Annotated in this window: 13 protein-coding genes and 1 pseudogene; 7 read left to right on the top strand and 7 right to left on the bottom strand. The window is 73.7% G+C overall.

Annotated elements, in window-relative coordinates; all coding sequences use genetic code 11:
• Window positions 1-14: 14 nt before the first annotated feature.
• The gene (locus GE115_RS08550; RefSeq protein ID WP_312855030.1) at window positions 15-929 is read right to left on the bottom strand and encodes a DNA-3-methyladenine glycosylase family protein; all 915 of its coding nucleotides are present in this window, start codon (window positions 927-929) and stop codon (window positions 15-17) included.
• Window positions 930-1,108: 179 nt separating this feature from the next.
• On the opposite strand from GE115_RS08550, the gene GE115_RS08555 reads away from it, so the two are divergent.
• Both GE115_RS08555 and GE115_RS08560 read left to right on the top strand, forming a co-directional pair.
• Window positions 1,109-2,170, top strand: coding sequence for an iron-containing redox enzyme family protein (locus GE115_RS08555; RefSeq protein ID WP_246190627.1), 1,062 nt, complete (start codon window positions 1,109-1,111; stop codon window positions 2,168-2,170).
• Window positions 2,167-2,445, top strand: a complete 279-nt coding sequence (locus GE115_RS08560; protein ID WP_153684322.1) for a CDGSH iron-sulfur domain-containing protein — start codon at window positions 2,167-2,169, stop codon at window positions 2,443-2,445. Before GE115_RS08555 ends, GE115_RS08560 begins: the two co-directional genes overlap by 4 nt.
• Here GE115_RS08560 and GE115_RS08565 read toward each other — a convergent pair.
• Entirely contained in the window at window positions 2,408-3,514 is a 1,107-nt protein-coding gene (locus tag GE115_RS08565) for a phospholipase D-like domain-containing protein (protein ID WP_153684323.1), read from the bottom strand. The genes GE115_RS08560 and GE115_RS08565 overlap by 38 nt on opposite strands.
• Window positions 3,515-3,796: 282 nt before the next feature.
• Here GE115_RS08565 and GE115_RS08570 point away from each other — a divergent pair, with 282 nt between their 5' ends.
• Entirely contained in the window at window positions 3,797-5,155 is a 1,359-nt protein-coding gene (locus tag GE115_RS08570) for a pyridoxal phosphate-dependent decarboxylase family protein (protein WP_153684404.1), read from the top strand.
• Between the two features lie 51 nt (window positions 5,156-5,206).
• Here the strand turns inward: GE115_RS08570 and GE115_RS08575 are convergent, their stop codons facing one another.
• Window positions 5,207-5,833, bottom strand: a complete 627-nt coding sequence (locus GE115_RS08575; RefSeq protein ID WP_153684324.1) for a pyridoxamine 5'-phosphate oxidase family protein — start codon at window positions 5,831-5,833, stop codon at window positions 5,207-5,209.
• A 157-nt stretch (window positions 5,834-5,990) separates the two neighbouring features.
• Between GE115_RS08575 and glsA the strand changes: the two genes are divergently transcribed.
• From glsA to GE115_RS08595, 4 genes are all read left to right on the top strand, one after another.
• A complete protein-coding gene (glsA, locus tag GE115_RS08580) occupies window positions 5,991-7,007 on the top strand; it encodes a glutaminase A (RefSeq protein WP_312855031.1) in 1,017 nt (338 codons plus the stop codon).
• Window positions 7,004-8,629, top strand: a complete 1,626-nt coding sequence (locus GE115_RS08585) for an MFS transporter (RefSeq protein ID WP_246190628.1) — start codon at window positions 7,004-7,006, stop codon at window positions 8,627-8,629. The genes glsA and GE115_RS08585 overlap by 4 nt, the downstream gene beginning before the upstream one ends.
• Complete coding sequence (locus tag GE115_RS08590; RefSeq protein WP_153684326.1) at window positions 8,626-9,396, top strand: hypothetical protein; 771 nt, start codon at window positions 8,626-8,628, stop codon at window positions 9,394-9,396. The genes GE115_RS08585 and GE115_RS08590 overlap by 4 nt, the downstream gene beginning before the upstream one ends.
• Before the next feature lie 123 nt (window positions 9,397-9,519).
• On the top strand, window positions 9,520-10,359 hold the full coding sequence (locus GE115_RS08595) for a YcnI family copper-binding membrane protein (RefSeq protein WP_153684327.1): 840 nt from the start codon (window positions 9,520-9,522) through the stop codon (window positions 10,357-10,359).
• Between the two features lie 93 nt (window positions 10,360-10,452).
• Here the strand turns inward: GE115_RS08595 and eccCa are convergent, their stop codons facing one another.
• The 4 genes and pseudogenes from eccCa to GE115_RS18315 form a co-directional block, all read right to left on the bottom strand.
• Window positions 10,453-14,406 carry a type VII secretion protein EccCa gene (eccCa, locus tag GE115_RS08600; RefSeq protein WP_153684328.1) on the bottom strand — a complete coding sequence of 1,318 codons (3,954 nt, stop codon included), beginning with the start codon at window positions 14,404-14,406 and terminating at the stop codon, window positions 10,453-10,455.
• On the bottom strand, window positions 14,406-15,491 hold the full coding sequence (locus tag GE115_RS08605; RefSeq protein WP_153684329.1) for an RDD family protein: 1,086 nt from the start codon (window positions 15,489-15,491) through the stop codon (window positions 14,406-14,408). Before GE115_RS08605 ends, eccCa begins: the two co-directional genes overlap by 1 nt.
• Entirely contained in the window at window positions 15,488-16,858 is a 1,371-nt protein-coding gene (locus GE115_RS08610; protein ID WP_153684330.1) for a hypothetical protein, read from the bottom strand. The genes GE115_RS08605 and GE115_RS08610 overlap by 4 nt, the downstream gene beginning before the upstream one ends.
• A gap of 101 nt (window positions 16,859-16,959) precedes the next feature.
• Window positions 16,960-17,400 (bottom strand): annotated as a pseudogene (locus GE115_RS18315) (hypothetical protein); the annotation flags it as partial.

The raw sequence follows: 17,400 nt of genomic DNA on the forward strand, positions 1-17,400 counted from the left end.
GCGGCCCGCGGCCCTCAGCGCGCGCGGTGGTCGACGAACGGCAGCTTCGGGCCGCGTCGGGGCCGGCGCAGCCCGCCCGCGCTGCCCAGCAACCGGACGACCCGGTACCGCTGGCCCGCCCACGGTTCGAGCGCGGCGAGCATCTCGTCGTCGGTCATGTCGCGGCCGGCGAGCGCGTGGCCGACCTGCTTCGCCAGGTGGTAGTCGCCGACCGACACCGCGTCGGCGTCGCCGAGCGCGCGCTGGGCGACCTCGGCGGCGGTCCACGCCCCGATGCCCGGGAAGAGCGTCAGTCGCGCCGCCGCCTGCTCGGGTGACAGGGCGGATGCCTCGTCGATGCGATCGGCGAAGCGGGCGGCCTCCACGATCGTGCGGGACCGGCGCGGGTCGACGCCCGCCCGATGCCACTCCCATGACGGGATGCGCGCCCATTCGGCGGGCGTCGGCACGACCTTCATGGGCCGCGGCACCGGGCCCGGGGCGTCCGTGCCGTACCGCTGCAGCAGCCATCGCCACGACGCGTGCGCCTGCAGCGTGATGACCTTCTGCTCGAGTATGGCGGGCACGAGCGCCTCGAAGACGGCGGCCGTGCGCGGGATGCGCAGGCCGGGGTTGCGCCGGTGCGCGTCGCGGAGCGGGTCGATGAGCGGGTCGAACGGCGCCGGGTCGTCGCGGTCGCCGCAGAGTTCGGGCGCCTGGGCGACGGCGAGCGCGGCCCCCGCTCCCCACGCCTGGGCGCGCAGCACGTCGGGTGCGAGCTGGGTGAGCCGGATGGTCGCCGGACCCGTTGCGGTGCGCGTCGTGCGCCAGACGGCGCCCGCATCGACCAGGAACGCCGGGTCGCCGGGACCGCGGCGGAGGCTGCCGACCGTCTGCAGCAGGTCGGTCGGATGCCTCGGCCGCCACTCGAGGGCGTGCTCGGCGATCACCGCTCCAGTGTGCACCCGGCGGCTGACAGCGCGCCCCGCGCGCCCGATCGCGCTGCCCGACCACGCGCCGTCCCGGCTCGTCCCAGCAGGTAACACCGGCCGCTTCGCGGGGTCAACCCCTGTGCCCGCGCGGCCCCCGCTTCCTACGGTTGAGCCACAGCCACGCGAGGAGGCATCCGATGACGATCTCGGCACCGGTCCCGGTCCGCACGGGCGAGCGATGGCCGATGCGCCTGCCCGAACCGCGGGGCGAGGTGAGCGGGCTCGTGATCGAGCGCCTGCGGGGCGACGTGGCATCCGCCCTCGACCCGGCCGTCGCGGCCGCGGCGGTGCGCCGCTCGGCCGACCTGCTCGACGACGACGACGTGCAGCTCGCGCTGTTCCTGCTGTACGAGCTGCACTACGGCGGCCTCGACGGCGTCGACGACGCGCTCGAGTGGGAGCCCGAGGTGCTCGCCTTCCGGCGCGAGCTCGAACGCGGCTACGAGGCCGCGCTGCGCGCGCTCATCCCGCAGCCGCACGCGACGCGCGACGTGCCCGAGGCGCTGTTCGCGCTCGTCGAGGCCGCCGACGACGGCCCCGGCCTGTCGAGCTGGGTCGAGACGGATGCCACGGCCGAGCAGGTGCGCGAGGTCATGGTGCACCGCTCGATCTACACGCTGAAGGAGGCCGATCCGCACAGCTGGGCCATCCCGCGCCTGCACGGCCGGGCGAAGTCGGCGCTCGTCGAGATCCAGGCCGACGAGTACGGCGGCGGCCGGCCCGAGCGCCTGCACGCCGAGATCTTCGCGAAGACGATGCGCGAACTCGACCTCGACGACCGGTACGGCGCGTACGCCGACCACGTGCCGGCGCTCGTCTACGCGTCGATGAACCTGATGTCGCTGCTCGGCCTGCAGCGGCGCCTCCGCGGCGCGATCGCAGGGCACCTCGCCGCGTACGAGATGACGAGCTCGATCCCGTGCCGCGCGTACGCGAACGGCTTCCGCCGGCTGGGACTCGGCGACGAAGCCGCCGACTACTTCGACGAGCACGTCGAGGCCGACGCGGTGCACGAGCAGCTGGCCGCACGCGACCTGGCCGGCGCCCTCGCCGACGACGAACCCGACCTCGCGGACGACATCCTGTTCGGGGCGTCCGCGTGCCTGACGGTCGACGGCCGGCTCTGGGCGAGCGTGCGCGCCGCGTTCGAAGCCGGCGGCTCGGCCCTGCGGAAGCCGCTCGACGAGGCGCGGCCATGACCGGCGCCGGCGCCGGCGCCCCGTCGGTCGTCGCGTGCCCGAACGGCCCGCTCATCGTGCGCGGCGACGTCGAGATCCGCGACGAGCGCGGCGAGCTGCTCGACCCGCATCGGCGCACCGTCGCGCTCTGCCGCTGCGGCGCGTCGGCGATCCGGCCCTTCTGCGACGGCAGCCACAAGCTCACTGGATTCCGCACCGTGCGGCCCGAGCGCGAGCCGGCCGTCGTGTACGACGAACTCACCCGGCTGGAACCGGGACCGCGAGGTCGGCGATGATCCGGTCGATCTCGGCGAGCGCGTAGGCGGCGAGTTCGCGCTGCGCGTCCTCGGCGGCGGCATCCGTCTCCTCGAGGTCGCCGAGCACGACGATGTTCTCGTCGTTCAGCGTGTTCGCGGGCGCGGTGTAGTTGAAGCTGCCCACGATCGTGAGCCGCTCGTCGATGACCATGAGCTTGTGGTGGAGCTTGCGCACGCCGCTGCCGCGGCGATTCGAGAACAGGTCGACGTCGCCGTCGCCGAGCCCGGCGGTCGCCGCCCAGGTCGCCGCGCCCTGGTCGCGGTCGAGCACGCCGCGGATGCTTCCGAGTGAGGGCCGCAGGCGGATCATCGTGTCGTCGATGCCCGAGGACTGCGCGAACGTGAACATCGCGAAGTCGATGCGGTGCCTCGACTTCAGCATCTGCTTCATGATCTCCATCTCGGGGCCGTGGCGCGGCGCGAACAGCGGCTTCACGCGCAGCTTCGGCAGGCCGAACTCGGCGGGCCTCGGCTCGACGCGGTCGCGCAGGGCGCCGAACGTGCCCGAGCGCATCCGCTCGAACTCGCGCAGGTACTGGGCGGCCGCGCGCTGGCCGTGCAGCACCACGACGTGGTTCAGGTTCTGGCCCGATCCGGCGCCCGAGGTCGCGTTCGTGCCGGTGTCGGTGCGGGTGAAGTTCGTCGAGCCCGTGAGCACGGCAGCGCCGGGCTTGCCCGCATCGCGCACGATGAACTTCTGGTGGAAGATCTTCGGGTTCAGGTCGCTGACGACGTCGACCCTCGCCTTCAGCAGTGCGCCCTGGATCACGCGGTTCTCGTCGTGCGCTCCGGCACCGAGCCACGGGTCGGCGATCGCCTTCTCCTCGGTCAGGTAGTCGCCCTCGAGGATGACCCGCACCCGCACCTTGCGCTGCCGGGCCGCGATGATCGCCTCGGCGATGGGGCGCGAGTCGATCTCCTGGACGGCGATCGCGAGCGAGTGCTCGGCCGCGCCGATGAACTCGCGGATCGCGAGGTCGAGGTCATCGGGTCCGCCGACCGATGACGGTCCGACGTACAGCTCGACTCCGCCCACCCTGATCGGCATCGCGCACCCCGCTCTCCTGAGTCTTCCTCATGCTCGACGAACCGGCGAGCCGCCGGATCAGGGCGTGCACCGAGCTTGACCGGTGATGCGCGAGATCGGCCTGAGGCATCCATTCAGGTGCATCACGGCGTGCGGATTGCATGATCGATTGCGCATGACGCAGGTTCCGCGCGTGGATTTTGCGCGCACTCTCCGATCGTGTCACCCTGCTCTGCGAACGACCAGCGATGAGAGGATGCCCCCGTGGCCGCCGACCGACCGATCACCCCGACCCCCGCGCGCATGCACGACGTCACCGCCGAGAACCAACGGCTGGTCGACCTCGTGCTCGACTACTCTCGCCGTCGCATCCTCTCGAGCGACACGCCCCTCGACAAGCCGGCGTCGCCCGCCGAGCTCACCCGGCTCGCGGGCCGCACGATCGACGAGCGCGGCATCGGCTCCGAGCGTGCGCTGTCGATCTTCGAGCACGTACTGGCCCCGGCCTGCATCACGACCGATCACCCCGGGTACCTCTCGTTCATCCCGACCGCGCCGACGAAGGCCGCGACCGCGTTCGACCTCGTCGTGTCGGCGAGCGCACTCTACGGCGGGTCGTGGCTCGAGGGCGCCGGCGCCGTGCACGCCGAGAACGAGGTGCTCGCCTGGCTCGCGAACGAGTTCGGGCTCCCCGACGGGGCGGGCGGTGTGTTCGTGCAGGGCGGCACGCTCGGCAACCTCTCCGCACTCGTCGCAGCGCGCGAGGCCGCGCGGGTGCGCGCGGGCCTCGCAGGAGTCGACCAGCCGCCCCGGTGGAAGGTCGTCTGCAGCGCCGAGGCCCACTCGTCGATCGCATCGGCCGCCCGCGTCATGGACATCGAGATCGTCGCCGTGCGCCCGGGCGAGGACGGCACGCTGCGCGGCGACGCCGTGCGCGCCGCACTCGACGAGCACGGGGCATCCGTCTTCGCGGTCGTCGCCACCGGCGGCTCGACCAACTTCGGCATCGTCGACGACCTCGCCTCGATCGCGGCGTTGAAGGCCGAGTACGACTTCTGGCTGCACGTCGACGGCGCGTACGGGCTCGCTGCCATGCTCTCGCCGCTCGCGCGCGACCGGTTCGCGGGCGTCGAAGACGCCGACTCGGTCATCGTCGACCCGCACAAGTGGCTGTTCGCGCCGTTCGACGCGTGCGCACTCATCTACCGCGACCCCGAGGCGGGCCGGCGTGCGCACACGCAGCACGCCGAGTACCTCGACACGCTCACCGAGACGGCCGACTGGAGCCCCTCCGACTATGCGGCGCATCTCACGCGGCGAGCGCGCGGCCTCCCGTTCTGGTTCTCGCTCGCGAGCTACGGCGCGGCGGCGTACCGCGACGCCATCACGGCCGCGATCGAGCTCGCCCGGCGGATCGCCGACGAGATCCGCCGCCGCGACGGCTTCACGCTCGTGCGCGAGCCGCAACTGGGCATCGTCGTCTTCGAGCGCGACGGCTGGGCCAAGGCCGACTACGACGCCTGGTCGGCGCACCTGCTCGACGAGCAGCGGGCCTTCGTCGTGCCGAGCTCGCACGACGGGCGACCCAACACGCGCTTCGCGATCCTGAACCCGCGCACGACGTTCGAACAGCTGACGGCCATCCTCGACGGCATGGGCTGAGGCGCCCGGCGCGGGCGACGTCGTCGCGGCCGGTGCCCGCGCCGGGTGCGCTCAGCCGTAGATGCGCTCGGCGTACGACGGACCGTAGTACGCCTCGAGTTCCTCGAGCGAGTCGGTGCGGCGCTCAAGCGTCTGCGCGATGACCGCGCGCCGGGGTGCGGCATCGGGATTCCACGTCTCGGGCGACCACGCCTTCGAGCGCAGGAACGCCTTCGAGCAGTGGAAGAACACCTCGTCGACGGCGACCTCCAGAACGAGGGTCGGGGTGTGGCCGCGCACCGCCATGCGGTCGGCGTACGGCACGTCGCGCAGCAGCCGCGCGCGCCCGTTGATGCGCAGCGTGTCGCCGCGGCCCGGGATCACGAACACGAGGCCGACGTGCGGGTTCGCGAGCAGGTTGTGGAACCCGTCGGCACGACGGTTGCCGGGGCGCTCGGGAATCGCAATGGTGCGGTCGTCGAGCACGAGCGCGAAGCCCGGCGGGTCGCCCTTCGGCGAGACGTCTCCGTTGCCCGCGGCGTCGGCGGTCGCGATGAAGCACAACGGGGATGCCTCGAGCCATCGCCGATCGATCTCGTGCAGCCGATCGCGCGTCTTGTTCTTCGCCGTCGGCAGCGGCTCTCCGACGAGCGCCTCGAGCTCGTCGACCGAGGTGACCGGGGTTCCTCCGTGGTCCATGCCTCCAACGTACGCCTCCCCCGCGGCGGCGCACCTGCCCCGTCGGCGCCCCCGCCGCGCCGACGCCCCCGCCGCGCGCCTCTTGTGCCCCGCGCCCGCGACCCAGCAGGATCGGACTCGGGCCGGCCGTCACGGCCCGCTGGCTACGGGGGTGGTCGTGGATCTCGAGGTCGGAGACGTCGCACAGCGCGCGTCGACCGGGTCGCTGCCCGGCTGGGACGATGTCGAGGCGCTGGTCGTCGAGGCGTGGCAGCGCAATCGCGGGGTCGACGACGGGGTCGTCGCGGACTACATCCCGATCCTCGCCGAGGCGGACCCGGCGGCCTTCGGCCTCGCGGTCGTCGAGGTCGACGGGAGCACCCACGACGCGGGCGACGTCGACGTCGCGTTCTCGATCCAGTCGATCTCGAAGGCGTTCGTCTACGCGCTCGCCTGCGAGGAACTCGGCCACGAGGTCGTGCTCGAGCGGGTCGGCGTCGACAACACCGGCCTGGCGTTCAACTCGGTCATGGCGATCGAGCTCGCGGCGGGGCATCCGCGCAACCCGATGGTGAACGCCGGCGCGATCGCGACGACCGCGCTCGTGCCGGGCGACGTCGACGAGCAGTGGCGGTTCATCGTCGACGGATTGTCGCGGTTCGCCGGCCGGCCGCTCGAGGTCGATCAGGTCGTCTACGAGTCCGAGGCCGCGACCAACCAGCGCAACCGGGCGATCGCGCGGCTCCTCGAGAGCTACGGACGCATCGCCGGCGACCCGCTCGATGCGGTCGATGTCTACACGCGCCAGTGCGCGCTGCTGGTCACGGCGCACGACCTCGCGGTCATGGGCGCGACGCTCGCCGACGGCGGCGTGAACCCGGTCACCGGCGAGCGGGTCGTCGCGCCCGAGGTGTGCCGCGACACCCTGGCGGTGCTGGCGGCCACGGGCATGTACGAACGCTCGGGCGAATGGCTGTTCGAGATCGGCCTGCCCGGCAAGTCGGGTGTCGCGGGCGGGATCGTCGCGATCTCCCCGGGCAAGGCCGGCATCGGGGCCTATTCGCCGCGGCTCGACCCGGCGGGCAACAGCGTGCGCGGCCAGCGCGCCGCCGCCTACCTCTCGCGGGCGCTCGGGCTGAACCTCTTCGCCTCCGCGCCCGCAGCATCCGCCCCTCCGAAGGGATCACCGTCATGACGACCGCCGCACCCGCCGCCGAGACCACCGCCCGCGCCTCCTGGGGGCCGATGATCGGCCTCTTCCTGGCGCAGGTGCTCATGTCGTTCAACGTCTCCGCCCTGCCGGTGTCGATCGGCGGCATGGTCGAGGAGTTCGGGGTCTCCCCGACCGATGTGAGCACGGCGATCGTCATGTACGGGCTCGCGGTCGCGGCCCTCGTCATGGTCGGTGCGAAGATCGGCCAGCGCTTCGGCTGGGTGCTCGTGTTCCGGGTCGTCGTCGGGCTCTTCGGCGTGGCCGAACTCATGATGGTGTTCGCGCCGACGGTCGGCTGGGTCATCGGCGCGCAGGCGCTGGCCGGGGCATCCGCCGCGATCATCGTGCCCTCGCTGGTCGCACTGATCGCCGAGAACTACCACGGGCGCCAGCAGGCGACCGCGGTCGGGTCGCTCGGTTCGGCCCGCGCGATCTCGGGCGTGAGCGCCTTCCTCATCGGCGGCGCGCTCGGCACGCTCGTCGGCTGGCGACCGGTGTTCGTCATCCTCATCGTGCTCGCCGTGGTGGTCTTCGCGCTGAGCTTCACGCTGCGTTCCGACCGCGGCGACCCCGGCATCCGCATCGACTTCGTCGCGGCCGTGCTCATCGGCGCCGCGATCGTGCTGCTCACCCTGGGGTTCAACAACCTCAACGCCTGGGGCGTGCTGATGGCGACGCCGCAGGCGCCGTTCGACCTCGTCGGCGTCTCGCCGGCACCGGTGTTCGTGGTGGTCGGCCTCGTGCTCGGGCAGGCGTTCTTCCTCTGGACGAGGCGCCGCATGCGCGAGGGCAAGGTGCCGCTCGTGAGCCTCGACGTGCTGGGTTCGGGACGCGAACGCGCCGCCGTGTACGCGATGTTCGTGATCGTCGCGCTCGAGGCCGCGATCAACTTCACCGTGCCGCTCTACATCCAGATCGTGCAGGGGCGCACGCCGTTCGACACGTCGATCGCGATGATGCCGTTCAACCTCACGGTGTTCGTCACCGCGACGCTCGTCGTGCGCTTCTACACCCGGTTCACGCCGCGCACGATCGGCGTGTTCTCCTTCATCCTCACGACCGTCGCGCTCGTCTGGCTGTCGTTCGTGGTGACGAACAATTGGGAGACGCTGCCGACGATCCTCGGACTGGTCGTGTTCGGCATCGGCCAGGGCGCGCTGGTCACCCTCGTCTTCAACGTGCTGGTCACCTCGGCGCCGCGCGAACTCGCCGGCGACGTCGGATCGATCCGCGGCACGACGCAGAACCTCGCCTCGGCGGTCGGCACCGCCCTCGCCGGCGCGATGCTGGTCACGATCCTGAGCCTGAACATCGGGCAGGCCGTGATGGCCGAACCCGAACTGACCGACGATCTCGCGGCGCAGGTTCCGCTGGACCAGGTGAACTTCGTGAGCAACGACCGCCTGCGCGAGGTGCTCGACGAGACGGATGCCTCGCCCGAGCAGGTCGACGCCGCCGTGCAGATCAACACCGATGCGCGGCTCAGCGCCCTCAAGGTCGGCCTGCTCATCCTCGCGGGCGTGAGCGCCCTGGCGATCCTGCCCGCGAGCCGCCTGCCGAACTACAAGCCCGAGGAGATCCCCGACCCGTCGCCGGAGGCGTGAGCGCCTCCAGCGCCGCCGGCGGCGGCGACGACGACGACAGGGCCCTCGCGGCGCTCGCAGGCGCGCCCGACTACGATGGGCGCGTGCGGAAGGATCGGGGCGCCCGGCTCGCGCGCGGCAGCGCGATCGCGCTGTTCGCGACCCTCGTGGCCTCCCTCGCGCACACGCTCGGCGGCGGCATGCCCCCCGGCCTCCTCTCGATCGCGCTGGCGCTCGCGTTCTCGATCCCCTTCGCGGCGATCGTCGTCGGCTCGCCCGCGTCGGCCGGGCGCCGCGCGCGACGCATCCGCACCGCTGCGGCGGCCGGCGGAGCGCAGCTCGCGCTGCATGCGCTCTACTCGCTCGGCACCGGCGCCGCGATCACGGGCGTCGTCACGTCGACGGATGCCACGACCGGGCACGGCGCGCATGGGGCGCACGCCGGGCACCCGGCTTCCGCCCAGCAGGTGCTGCTTCCGGTGCTGCCCGAGCTGCCCGCGTCGACCGACGGTATCGAGCACCACCTCGGCGTCTGGATGCTGGCCGCCCACGTGGGTGCGGCCGCACTGACGATCGCGTTCGTGCTCCTTGCCGACCACGCACTGGCGGCACTTCGCGCACTCGGCCGCGGCCTTCGGGTCGCCCTCGTGCTCGCGTTCGGCGCGGTGCCCGTGCTGCGCCGTGCGCGCGTTCGCGCGTTCGGCCGACCGGTGCTCGCGGCCGCGCGCGACCTGCACCTCGTCTCGCTGCGCCATCGTGGGCCGCCGAGCGTCGCCGCGGCCGCCTGAGCGGTCGAACGCACCCCACCCCTCCCCCGCGGACGCGCCGATCGGCGACGCACTCGCGCGCATGCGCGTCCGCAGGCACGCGACGGCCGTATCCGCCGTGCCATGACCGCAGAGAGCAGAACCATGACCAGCCGTACCCACTCCAGCCGTACCCACTCCACCCGCGCCCGCGCCATCCGCACGGCCGGCACCGCCCGCGCCACTCGCGCCACCCGCACCACCCTCGCCTCGACCGCTGCGCTCGGCGGCGGCATCCTGCTCGCCCTCGCCGCACCGCTGTCGGCGTCGGCTCATGTGGGCGTCGAGGCATCCAGCACGGCCGCCGGCTCGTACACCGTGCTGAGCTTCTCCACGCCGCACGGATGCGGCGAGAGCCCGACGACGAAGCTCACCTTCACGATGCCCGAGGGCGTCGACCGGGTGACGCCGACCGTCAACCCGGGCTGGACGATCGAGAAGGTGGTCGAGGACCTGCCCGAGCCGAAGACCGACAGCCACGGCGCGAACCTCGTCGACCGCGACGCGCAGGTCGTCTACACCGCGGTGACGCCGCTGCCGAGCGACCTCCGCGACGTCATCGAGCTGAGCCTGCAACTGCCCGCCGACGCCGAGGGCGAGACCCTCGCCTTCCCCGTGCTGCAGGAGTGCGCCGAAGGCTCGACCGACTGGAGCGAGGTCGCCGAGGCCGGCGGCGAGGAGCCCGAGCACCCCGCACCCTCGATCACCGTGACCGCCGCGGCCGACGACGCGCACGGCGGACACGGCACGGCGGATGACGCGGACGACTCGGGGCACGCGGACGATTCCGCGCACGCCGCCGACGGGACCTCGGCCGAGACGACGGCCACGACGACGGACGACCCGGTCGCCCGCTGGCTCGCCGCCGGCGGCCTCGCCGTCGGCGTCGTCGGCGTGGTGCTCGCGATCATCGGATGGCGTCGCCCGGCCCGCCCCGTCGAGTAACGCGCCCCGGCGAACAACCGGTCCGAGCGCCACGCACCGCGCACCGCGCGCCCGAACCCTCGCGGCGCGCGGCGCGCGGCATCCGCGCCCGGCTCAGTGCTTCGGCGGCACCCAGGCCAGCTGCGCGGCGACCAGGCCGCGCTCGCGGCTGACGATCTTCGCGCGGCCCGGCGCGGCGGGCTCGGCCTTGACCTTGCCGATGAGCTGGCCCTCCTCGGGGCTGCCGCTCAGCAGGATGCCCGTGACGCCCAGGTCGGTGAACCGCTGGATCACCGGGTCGTATGCGGCGCGGCTCGCGCCGCCCGCGCGGCGGGTGAGCACAACGTGGAGTCCGACGTCGGCGGCCTGGGCGAGCAGCGGCGCGAGCGCCGCGATCGGGTTTCCCTGCGAGGTCGCGACGAGGTCGTAGTCGTCGATGAGCAGGTATCCCTCGGCACCGGTCCACCACGAGCGCGTGCGCAGCTGCTCTGGCGTGACATCCGGGCCGGGAAGTCGGCTCTTGAAGAACGCGAAGAGCTCCGCGATGCCGCTCGTCGCGACATCGTGGCCGGTGAGGTAGGCACCGAGGTACTCGTCGGGGATCTCGCCGAGCAGCGCGCGGCGGTAGTCGACGACGAAGATCTTCGCCTCCTTGGGCCCGTGCACGCGCATGACCTCGTGCGCGAACGCCCGCAGCATCGAGGACTTGCCCGACCCGGCGTCGCCGTAGAGGAAGAGGTGCGGCTCCTCGCGCGGGTCGAACAGGTACGGCGCGAGCTGGGCCTCGTCGATGCCGAGCACGAAATCGCGGGTCGCCGCCGGCGCGAGCGCGCGCAGCCGGTCGAGCTCGATCGTCTCGGGCAGCAGCCGCAGCTTCGGGCCCGCAGGTCCCCGCCAGGCCGCCACGACCTTCGAGACGAGGTCGCCCACCCCGGTCGAGAGGGTGCGCGCCTCCGAGTCGCCGTCGATGCGCGGCAGTGCGGTGAGCATCTGCAGGGCGCTCGGGGCGAGTCCGCGGCCGGCGTGCACGGTGACGTTCGCGGCGGCCTTGCGGTCGATCTCGGAGTCGGTCGGGTCGCCGAGGCGCAGCTCGATCCGCGTGCCGATCAGGTCCTTGAGGTTCGCCCGCACCTCCATCCAGCGGGCCGCGGTGATGACGACGTGCACGCCGAAGGTGAGGCCTCGTGCGGCGAGCTGCTGCACCGCGGGCTCGAGCATCTCGAACTCGCTGCGCAGCACGCCCCAGCCGTCGACGACGAGGAACAGGTCGCCGTAGCCGTCGTCGACCGCGCCCTCGGCGCGGCGGCGCCGGTACGTGTCGATCGAGTCGATGCCGTGGTCGCGGAAGAAGCGCTCGCGTTCGTTCAGGACGCCCGTGATCTCGGCGATCGTGCGGCGCACGACGTCGGGCTCCGAACGGCTCGCGAGGCCCGCGAGGTGCGGCAGCCCGGCGAGGCCGGTGAACGTGCCGCCACCGAAGTCGAGCACGAAGAACTGCACTTCCTGCGGCGTATGCACGAGCGAGAGCGACGTGACGAGCGTGCGCGCGAGCGTCGACTTGCCCGAGAGCGGCGCGCCCACGACGGCCAGGTGGCCGCCGGCACCCGAGAGCGTGACCACGAGGCCCTCGCGACGCTGCTCGAGCGGCACGTCGACGATGCCGAGCGGCACCGTGAGCGGGCCGGCCGCGCGCCACTGCGGCGACACCAGGCCGAGCGCCGGGTCGACGCGCAGGTCGCCGAAGAGCTGGTCGAGCGTGGCCGGCGTCTCGAGCGGCGGCAGCCACACGCGGTGGGCCGCGGGGCCGCGGCCCTGCATGCGCTCGATGGCGAGGTCGAACGTGCTGCGCTGCTCGGCCGGTTCGACCGGCGCGGCCACGGCCTCGGGCGCCTGCACCTCGACGACCGCGCGGTGCTGCGGTGCCGCGGTGAACCGTTCGACGGATGCCTCGACGGCTCCGCCGCCGCCCGCCGCGGCCGCGGTGCGGCGGCGGGGCGGGGGGCCCGACACGTAGGCCGCGCGGAACTGCGTCATCGTCTCGGTGTCGCTCTTGAGGAATCCGACGCCGGGCTGCTGCGGCAGCGTGTACGCGTCGGGAACGCCGAGGATCGAGCGCGACTCCGCGGCCGAGAAGGTGCGCAGGCCGATGCGGTACGAGAGGTACGTGTCGAGCCCGCGCAGCTTGCCCTCTTCCAATCGCTGCGAGGCGAGCAGCAGGTGCACCTGCAGCGAACGGCCGACGCGGCCGATGTTCACGAAGCTCTCGATGAACTCGGGCTTCGCGGAGAGCAGCTCCGAGAACTCGTCGGCGACGATGAGCAGCGCAGGCAGCGGCGCGAGGTCGCTGCGGCCGCCGCGGCGGGCCTTCTCGTAGTCGGCGACGTTGGCGAAGTTGCCCGACGCCCGCAGCAGCTCCTGGCGGCGGGTGACCTCACCCTGCAGCGCGTCCTGGAAGCGGTCGACGAGGGTGAGCTCCTCGCCGAGGTTCGTGATGATCGCCGAGACGTGCGGCATGCCGGCCATGCCGGCGAACGTCGCACCACCCTTGAAGTCGACGAGCACGAAGTTCAGCTGCTCGGGCGAGTGGGTCATGGCGAGGCCGAGCACGAGCGTGCGGAGCACCTCGGACTTGCCGGAGCCCGTGGCGCCGATCATGACGCCGTGCGGGCCCATGCCCTGCTGGGCCGACTCCTTGAGGTCGAGCACGACCGGCGCGCCCTGCAGGTCCTGTCCGATGGGGATGCGCAGGCGGTTGCGGTCGAGGCGCGGCGCCCACGCGGCGTCGAGGTCGAGGTCGCGGACGTCGGGCAGCCCGAGCAGCTCGACGAGCTCGGCCTGCTTGCCGACCGACGGACCCTCGGCGGGCCCGGCGACGGTCGCGGTGTACCGCGGCGTCAGGCGGCGGGCGGTCGCCTCTGCCGTCACGATGCCGACGCTGTCGGGCGTGAAGGGCCGCGCCGCGGCCTGCATCGTGATGAGCTCGGTGCGGCCCGCGCTCGGCGAGCCGAACGAGATGCGCAGTGCCGCGGGATCGTCGAAGTCGTCCCATCGCGCCGGCAGGTCGATCACCGTGACGCCCTGGGTGCCGTCGCTCGAGACGACGAGGCTCGAGGCCGGCAGGCGCCCGCCGTCGACGAGCACGATCAGGTGAGGCAGCTTGGGCGTCGAACCGTCGCGGGCGAAGCGGGGCCGGTCGCGCACCTCGGGCGGCAGCATCGACTCGAGCGCCTCGAACGACGAGCCGATCATGCGCGCCGGGCCGAGCCCGTCGGTCACGGTCTGCGAGTGGGTGTGCGGCAGCCACTTCGCCCACTCCCACTGCGGCAGCGCCTCGTCGGCGGCGAGCACCACGATCTGCAGCAGGTCGGGGCTGTGCATCGTGGCAGCACCCAACAGCATCGCGCGGGCGAGCCCGCGCACCTCGGCCTCGTCGCCGGTCAGCTCGATGCGCGCGTAGTCGCGCAGGGTCACGCCGACGGGCAGGTTCGCCTGCGTCTCGTGGGTGAGCATGAAACGATGCGCCGCGGATGCCGCGACAGGGTCGAGCTGGGCCAGCGGCGGCAGCTCGGGCGCTTCGAGCGTCAGGCAGAGCGGCTGGTCGGAGATGCCGACGCGCACCGCGAGGAAGTCGGGGTCGCCGACCGCGCGCTCCCACACGCGCGTGCCCTCCTCGGCCACGAAGGGCAGCGTCTCGGGCGCGGGCAGCTTCCAGTTGCCGGCGCGACGCTGCTGGCGCGCGGCGGTGCGCACGGTCTTGCGCAGCTCGGTGAGGTAGGCGAGGTACTCGCGACGGGCGCCGAGCACGGCGGCCTGGCGCTGGGCGCGCTGGCGCCAGCCGTTCACGGCGACGAAGCCGAGCGACGAGAGCAGGAACATGCCGCCCGTGATGAATCCCGTGGGCCCGGCGTTCGAGAGCGTGACCATGACGATCGCGCCCACGCTGCCGAGCATGGGCACGAGCGAGACGAGCATGCCGCCGCCCCCGTCGCTCGGGGCGAGTTCGGGCGGGGCCTGCACGGTGATCCTGCCGGAGGGCACACGGGGAGGCGCGAGGCGGGGGGTGGACATCAGCGGTTCTCTCCGTCGGAGGCGAGCAGCAGGCTCATCGTGAAGGTGCGGTTGCCGATGCGCACGCGGTCGCCGTCGTCGAGGGCGGTGCGCACGCCGGGCGCCAGCAGCTCCACGTCGCCGTCGTCCCGGAGCACCTCGGTGCCGTTGGTCGAGCCGCCGTCGGTGACCCAGGTGTTGCCGCGCGAGTGCTCGAGCCGCAGGTGCGTCTTCGACACCGTGCCGTCGGGATCGTGCACGGTGACGAGCCGGTCGCCCGGCTCGGTGGGCGACGGGTTGCGGCCCAGGTTCGCCACGACCGGCAACGGCAGCTGCTCGCGCGCTCCGGTGTCGAAGATGATGAGCAGCGCACCTTCGAGCCCGTCGACGGGTTCGGCGACGGATGCCGCGGCCGCGCCGGGCGCCACGGCCGGCGCCACGGCGCGCTGGTCGACGGGCCGGACCGCCACCGGTTGCGCGTGGTCGGATCGCCGCGCGGGCTGCCACGCGACCGGCGGCGCACTGATGAGCGGCGGCTGCCCCAGGATCGCGACGCCCGCGGGAACCGGGCCGAGTTCTGCGACGGCGGTCGGCGCCGCCGCCGGCGCGTGCGCGCGCGCCACGGGTGCCGGCCCGCGGAAGGCCGTCGCGGCATCCACCGGCATCGCCGCGACGCGCTGCGCGCGGGAGGGAACGGCGACGACCACGGTCTGGGCGGCGCGATCGGCCCAGCTGCGGCGCCGGCCCGAGGCATCCCAGGCGCTCGAGGCGACGACCAGCCACGCGCCGATCGCGGCGCCCGCGAAGCCGAGCGCGGTGATGAACCCGCGGACGAAGCCCCGGCCCGCGCCGGGCGAGTACGGCCCGTCGTCGCGGGCGGTTCGCAGGCCGAGCAGCGCCTTGCCGACCGTGGCACCCGTGCGCGCCTCGAGCACCCACTGGCCGAGCACGGCCTGCAGCAGGGCGACCGCTCCGAGCAGCCAGCTGCCGGTGGGCAGGCCGACGGCGACGGCGACGCCGCAGATCACCACCACGTCGAGGGTGAATGCCGCGAGGCGGCGGCCGGTGCCGGCCGCGGTTCCCGCGAATCCTGGGCCCAGCGTCATCCGGCGATCATCCCACGAAGCAGCTCGATCGAGTTCGCCGCGAGCAGCGCCGCGGGCAGCGCGAGCGCGACGGCGAGCCACTCGATCACGTCGCCGACCCGCGACCACACGAGCGACGAGCCGCCCCGCGCGAGCGGCAGGCTGACGATCGCGGTGATCAGCGCGATCGCGAAGACGGATGCCGCGGCGAGCAGCCCTCCGGTCGGCCCCACGGCGTCGGCGACCGCGGCGACGCCGACGAGCAGCACGGCGATCGCGGCGCCGCGAGGCAGCCAGCGCGCGGCCCGGCCGATGGTGTGGCGCGGGGTGAGCAGCATCGACAGCACGACGCAGGCGAACAGGGCGATCGTGCCGATGGCGGTGAGCGGTGCGGCGCTCGCGATGCCGGGCGCGGCGAGCGGTGCGGCGCCGACGGTCGCGAGCGCGAGCACCAGGGTGCCGGCGGTGAGCCGGGCCGTCGAGGCGCGCACGACCCGTTCGGCGTCGGCCGTCGCGATCGCCGCGGGCGAGTCGGGGATCGCGCCGCGAACGCTCCAGCGATTGCTCATGAAGTGGCGATAGTCGATGAACATCCCGTCGGGCACGTTCACGAGTGTCGAGGGCAGGGCGCGCAGCGCGACCGGCACGAGGCCGAGCGTGACCGCCGCGGCCGCGGCGATCGGCAGGCGCAGCAGCAGCGCGGCACCCCATACGGCCGCGAGCGAGAGCACCAGCAGCGCGACCGTGCCCCAGGCGGCGCGCACCGAGGCGTCGGCGGTGCACACGGCGAGCACCGAGGCCAGCACGGCCGCGGCGAGCAGGCCCACCGCGATACGCAACTGCCCGGCCGCCGTGAGGTCTCCCGGCACCATCGCACCCATCGCGACCGCCGCGAGGGCGACGGGAGCGGCCATGGCGATCGGCGGCGGAGCGCCGGGGCGATCCGAGCGCAGGGCCGACGCGATGGCGACGGCGATCGCGGCGACGCCGAGGACGCCGGCGACGGCCATGCGCACCGCTGGCTCCTCGGCCACGAGCGAGACCAGCACCCCCGCGAGCAGGGCGGCGAGGCCGAGCAGCATCCAGCGCGCGCCGTGGTCGACGCGCCGCTCTCCGGCCGGGGCCGCGCGGGCTCGGCGCTTGCCGCGGGACGCGCCCGTGACGGTCACCACGGCGTAGAGGCCGCCGTCATCGAGCTGTCCGCCCGGCGTCGCGGGATCGACCTGGTAGCCGTTGCGATCGACCACGAACTGGACGCGCGGGTCGAGCGCGAGCCCGCTTCGGCGCAGGGCGTCGTCGAGTCGGTCGTCGGCGGGCACGGCGAGGTCGACGGAGCCCGCATCACCCAGCAGGGTGATACGGCGGCGTTCGACTGGCGCGAGGGTCATCGGGTCGGTGCGCTCACCTCAGGCGGGCGCCCCGGCGGGGTCGGTCTGCGCACGCCGCCGAGGCGGCCCGCTCGTCGAGCCGGCGTTCGTCGTCGCGGACGTCACGGGCGACCGTCCGGGCCCTCGGCACGCGTGGCGCCACGACCACCGGCACCGGCGCCGCGCGAACGCGGACCCGCCTCGTCTTCGTCCTCGAGCTTGGGAGCGATCGGGCCGCCGAGGCCGTTCCGGCGCTCGCGCTCGTCGTCGTCTCCGGCGCCGCCCATCATGCCCGTGGCGCCGCGCGCTCCGGCGCCGGAGGTGGCTCCCACCATTCCGGAGGTACCGCCCGCTCCGGCCCCGCGAGCGGCCCCAGCGCCGCCTTCGACGCCTGCGGCGCGTCCCATGAGCCCGCCGGGGCCGGATGCACCGGTGCCGCCGACGCCGCCGACGCCGGCCGCGCCCGAAGCGCCGACTCCGCCGAGGCCCGGGAGCCGCAGGCCGCCCGCTCCGGCACCCGCGCCGACCGCCTTCGCACCGGCCGCGAGGGCCGCCGCGGTGGC

The sequence above is a fragment of the Agromyces agglutinans genome (genome assembly GCF_009647605.1).
In the GTDB taxonomy this organism is placed as follows: Bacteria; Actinomycetota; Actinomycetes; order Actinomycetales; family Microbacteriaceae; genus Agromyces; species Agromyces agglutinans.